Here is a 4812-nt window from a genome sequence, read left to right as displayed (position 1 = left end):
CCCTTCGGCTTCGACCTGCGCGAGGGCGCCACGGTCTACTTCGCCGCGCTCGCCCTGCTGGCCGCGTGCATCTTGGCGCTGTGGCGCTTCTCCCGCTCGCGCGCGGGGCTGGCCGTGCGCGCGCTGCGCGACGACGAACTGCGGGCCGAGGCGCTGGGCCTGCCCACCTACCGCTGGAAATTGGCGATCTTCGTGATTGCCGGCGTGGTGGCGGGGCTCGCGGGCGCCGTGGGCGCCAACCTGCAGGGATACGTGAGTCCGGGCAATTTGCACTGGACGCAATCGGGCACGCTGCTGGTGATGGTGATCCTCGGCGGGGCGGGATCGTTGTGGGGCGGTGTGGCGGGCGCGGTGGCCTTGCTGCTGCTGGAAGAAGGGCTCGGGGCGTGGACGGAGCACTGGGAGTTCTGGACCGGGCTGGTGCTGCTGGCCGTGGTGCTGTTCGCGCGGCGGGGGTTGGCGGGGTTGTTCGCAGGAGAGTCGGGGGGCCGCATGGCGCTGGCGGGCGAAGCGGCGCGCCGCAGGCTGGTGCTGAGGCGCGAAGCGCGCGAAGCCCAGCGCTCCGCTGCGCTCGCGCACCGCTGGGCTTCGCAAGGCTCAGCACCAGCCTACGCGGAATCCTTCGCGCCGGTGAGTGCGAGCGCCTTCGCGTCGGTGAATGCGAGCGCCTTCGCGCCCGCGGAGGCAAGCGCCTCACGGCCCGCCCATGCCACCATCCGGTCGCCCCAGGGCGGCCATCCCCTCCTCCAGGTCCGCCGCCTGCGCAAATCCTTCGGCTCCCTCGTCGTCACCGACGGCGTCGACCTCGACGTGCGCGAAGGCGAGATCCACGCGCTGATCGGGCCCAACGGGGCCGGCAAGACGACGCTGGTGGCGCAGCTCGCCGGCGAGCTCGCGAGCGACGGCGGCAGCGTGCGCTTCGCCGGCCGCGACATCGGGCGGATGACCATGCACCAGCGCGCCCGCTGCGGCCTGGTGCGCTCGTTCCAGATCACCCGCCTGTTCCGCAGCCTCACGGTGGCGGAGCACGTCGCCTTCGCGCTGCAGGCCCGCGGCGCCGGCGGCCGCACCCTGCACGAAGTGCTCGCGCGCGTGGGGCTCGCCGAACGCGCGGAGGCCCGCATCGAGCAGCTCTCGCACGGCGAGCAGCGGGCCCTGGAAGTCGGCCTCACGCTCGCCAGCCGGCCGCGCCTGGTGCTGCTGGACGAGCCGCTGGCCGGCATGGGCGCGGAGGAGTCGCTGGCCATGGCGGACCTCATCGCCAGCCTGCGCGGCGAGTGCGCGGTGCTGCTGATCGAGCACGACGTGCAGGCGGTGTTCCGGCTCGCCGACCGCGTCTCGGTGCTGGTGGCCGGCACGGTGATCGCCAGCGGTGCGCCGCCCGCCGTCCGCAACGATCCCGGCGTGGTGGCGGCCTACCTGGGCGAGGAGGCGCTGGCGTGAGCGGCGCGCTCGCCGTGCAAGGCCTCTGCGCGGGCTACGGCCGCAGCCAGGTGCTGTTCGACATCGCCTTCGAACTGCAGCCCGGCGAGATCCTCGGCCTGCTCGGTCGCAACGGCATGGGCAAGACCACGCTGGTGCGCACGGTGATGGGCCTGCTGCCCACGATGGCAGGGCGGGTCGCGTTCGACGGCGAGCTGCTCACCGGCCTGAAGCCGCACCAGGTGGCGCGCCGCGGCATCGCCCTGGTGCCGGAGGGCCGCCAGCTCTTTGCCAACCTCACGGTGGAGGAACACCTCACCGCCTTTGCGCAGCCGGGGCCCTGGACGCCCGCGCGCCTGTTCGAACTGCTGCCCGCCCTGGCGCGGCGCCGCGGCCACCTGGGCCCGCAACTTTCCGGCGGCGAGCAGCAGATGCTGGCCCTGGCCCGCGCTTTGGCCACCAACCCGCGCCTGCTGATCCTGGACGAGGCGACCGAGGGGCTCGCCCCGCTGGTGCGCGAGGAGATCTGGCACGTGCTGGGCGTGCTGCGCGATGCCGGCCATTCCATGATCGTGATCGACAAGTACGTGCAGCGCCTGCTGGGGCTGGCCGACCGCCACGTGATCCTGGAAAAGGGCCGGGTGGTGTGGCAGGGCTCCTCGGCCGCCCTGGAGCGGGAGCGCGGCCTCTGGCGGCGTTACCTCGGAATCTGAATTTCGCCCAGAATCGGCCCGATGCGCAGCACCCGTCGCGATTTCCTGCAGGGCCTGTCCTTCGCCGCACTGGCCCCGGCGCTCGGCCGCTCGTGGGCCCAGGAGCGGCCCGCCCTTCCCATCCCGCCGCTGGTGGACGTGCGACCCGGCACGCCGGTGACGCTCACTGCGCGCGTGGGCGAGACGGAGTTCTTCCCCGGCAAGACGAGCCCCACGGCCGGCTACAACCGCGACCTGCTCGGCCCCACCCTGCGCGTGCGCAGCGGCGACGAGGTGACGCTCGTCGTGCGCAACGAACTGCCCGAGACGACCACCGTGCACTGGCACGGCCTGCTGATCCCCGCGGCGGTGGACGGCGGGCCGCACAACACGATCGCACCGGGCCAGTCCTGGAAGGCCGTGCTGCCGGTGCAGCAGCCCGCGTCGACCTGCTGGTACCACCCGCACCCGCACGGCCGCACGGGCCTGCAGGTGTACGGCGGCCTGGCCGGCATGCTGCTCGTGACGGACCGCGAGGAACAGGCGCTGGGCCTGCCTGCGCGCTACGGCGTCGACGACCTGCCGCTCGTCCTGCAGGACCGCGTGTTCGACCGCGAGCAGCACCTGGTCTACCCGCGCGGCCCCATGGCGCTGATGCACGGCGTGCTGGGCAGCGTGATGCTGGTGAACGGCGTGCGCGAGCCGCGCGCGGCCGTGCCGGCGGGGCTGGTGCGCCTGCGTCTGCTCAATGGCTCGAACGCGCGCGTGTACGAGCTCGCCTTCGAGGACCAGCGCAGCTTCCACTGGATCGGCACCGACGGCGGCCTGCTGCGCGCGCCGGTGCCGCTGCAGCGCCTGCCGCTCGCGCCGGGCCAGCGCGCCGAGCTGCTGGTCGATTTCTCCGACGGCCACGCCGCCGTGCTGCTCAATCGCACCAGCGAGGGCGCGCAGCCGCTGCTGCATTTCGCGCCCGCGGGCGAGCGCCAGCCGCCGCATCCGCTGCCCGCGCGGCTGGCGAGCTGGCAGTCGCCCGACCCCAAGGGTGCGACGCAGCACCGGCGCCTGACGCTCACCATGGGCAACGACGGCATGGGCTCCATGCCCGGCATGCACGGCATGCCGATGCCGCACGGCTTCGACGGCCGGCCCTTCGACATGGACCGCATCGACCAGCGGGTGAAGCTCGGCGCCGTGGAGATCTGGGAGGTCTCGGCCCTGCCCGGGATGATGATGGACCAGGCCCATCCCTTCCACATGCACGGCGTGCACTTCGAGGTGCTGCGGCGCGACGGCCGCGCGCCCGGCCCGCTGGACCAGGGCCGGCGCGACACGGTGCTGGTGCACGAACCGGTGGACCTGCTGGTGCACTTCACCCGGCCGGGGCCCACCGTGCCCTTCATGTACCACTGCCACATCCTCGAGCACGAGGACGGCGGCATGATGGGTCAGTTCACCGTCACGTGAGGTCGTTGGCTTTTCCGGAACGGGTGCGCGCCTCGTTCAGCAGCGCGATCAGCGCATCGAGCTCCACCGGCTTGGTGAGGTGGGCGTCGAAGCCGGCGTCGCGGGTGCGCTTCTTGTCGTCCTCGTTGCCGAAGCCCGTCATCGCCACCAGGTAGGCCGCCGAGGCGCTGCCGTCGGCGATCAGGCGCCGGCGCGCCTCGTAGCCGTCCATGCCGGGCATGGCCAGGTCCAGCAGGATCATCTCCGGCCGGAAGCGGCGCGCCACCTGCAGCCCGCTCTCGCCGTCGTAGGCCGATTCGACCTGGTTGCCCAGCAGGCGCAGCACGTCGGTCGCGCTGTCGGCGGAATCGCGGTTGTCGTCGATCACGAGCACGCGCAGGCCGCCCGCCCCGTCGTCCAGTTGCTGCTCCTCCGAGCGCGCCGCGGCTTCCTGCGCGAGCGGCAGGCGCAGCGTGAAGGTGCTGCCCTGGCCCAGGCCGGGGCTCGCCGCCTCGATGCTGCCGCCGTGCATTTCGGTCAGCGAGCGCGCCAGCGTCAGTCCGATGCCCAGCCCGTTCTCGTTGCCGGCAGATTGCGCCGACTCGCCCTGCGCGAACAGCTGGAAGATGCGCTGCAGGTCTTCCGGCGCGATGCCGCGGCCGTTGTCCTGCACCGTCACGTAGACGAAGCCGCCCTCGGTGCGCACCTTCAGCTCGATGCGGCCGTTCTCCGGCGTGTAGCGGGCGGCGTTCACCAGCAGGTTCTGCAGCACCTGGGACAGGCGCGTCGAATCGCCGTTCACGTAGACCGACTCGCCCGGCTGCACCACCTCCAGCGTGTGGCGCCGGTTCGCCACCAGGGGCCGCACCGTCTCGACGCTGCGCGTCACGATGTCCGACAGGCGCACCAGTTCCTTGCGCAGCTTGATCTTGCCCGTGGTGAGGCGCCCCACGTCCAGCAGGTCGTCCACCAGCCGGGTGATGTGCGTGAGCTGGCGGTCGATCACGTCGCGGCAGTTGCGCAGCACCGGGCTGCTGAGCGTCTCCAGCTGCATGATCGTCACCGCGTTGCGGATCGGCGCGAGCGGGTTGCGCAGCTCGTGGGCCAGCATGGCGAGGAACTCGTTCATGCGCCGGCTGGAGTTCTCCAGTTCCTCCAGCCGCCGGCGCTCGCTCATGTCGCGCGTGACCTTGGCGAAGCCGCGCAGGTCGCCGCCGGGGCCGTACACCGCGGTGAGCACCACGTTGGCCCAGAA

At 72.5% G+C, this 4812-nt stretch carries 4 protein-coding genes; 3 read left to right on the top strand and 1 reads right to left on the bottom strand.

Translation table 11 applies throughout. The annotated features are described in order from the left end of the window. The 3 genes from VFM98_RS17125 to VFM98_RS17115 all read left to right on the top strand — a co-directional run. A partial coding sequence (locus VFM98_RS17125; RefSeq protein WP_325111108.1) for a branched-chain amino acid ABC transporter ATP-binding protein/permease occupies positions 1–1443 on the top strand: 1443 nt, incomplete at its 5' end. Further along, positions 1440–2135 (top strand): ABC transporter ATP-binding protein, encoded by a 696-nt coding sequence (locus VFM98_RS17120; protein WP_325111107.1) that lies wholly within the window; start codon positions 1440–1442, stop codon positions 2133–2135. The genes VFM98_RS17125 and VFM98_RS17120, both read left to right, overlap by 4 nt. A 21-nt stretch (positions 2136–2156) precedes the next feature. Continuing rightward, positions 2157–3578, top strand: coding sequence for a multicopper oxidase family protein (locus tag VFM98_RS17115; protein WP_325111106.1), 1422 nt, complete (start codon positions 2157–2159; stop codon positions 3576–3578). Here VFM98_RS17115 and VFM98_RS17110 read toward each other — a convergent pair. Then, a partial coding sequence (locus VFM98_RS17110) for a hybrid sensor histidine kinase/response regulator (protein ID WP_325111105.1) occupies positions 3571–4812 on the bottom strand: 1242 nt, incomplete at its 5' end. The genes VFM98_RS17115 and VFM98_RS17110 overlap by 8 nt on opposite strands.

Origin of the sequence: Ramlibacter sp. (assembly GCF_035706265.1) — a bacterium.
Taxonomy (GTDB): Bacteria; Pseudomonadota; Gammaproteobacteria; order Burkholderiales; family Burkholderiaceae_C; genus Ramlibacter.
This window is presented reverse-complemented; position numbering and strand designations above follow the sequence as displayed.

Coding starts and splice junctions, on each gene's coding strand:
- VFM98_RS17115 (WP_325111106.1), top strand. CDS start 2,157: ATGCGCAGCACCCGTCGCGATTTCCTGCAGGGCCTGTCCTTCGCCGCA.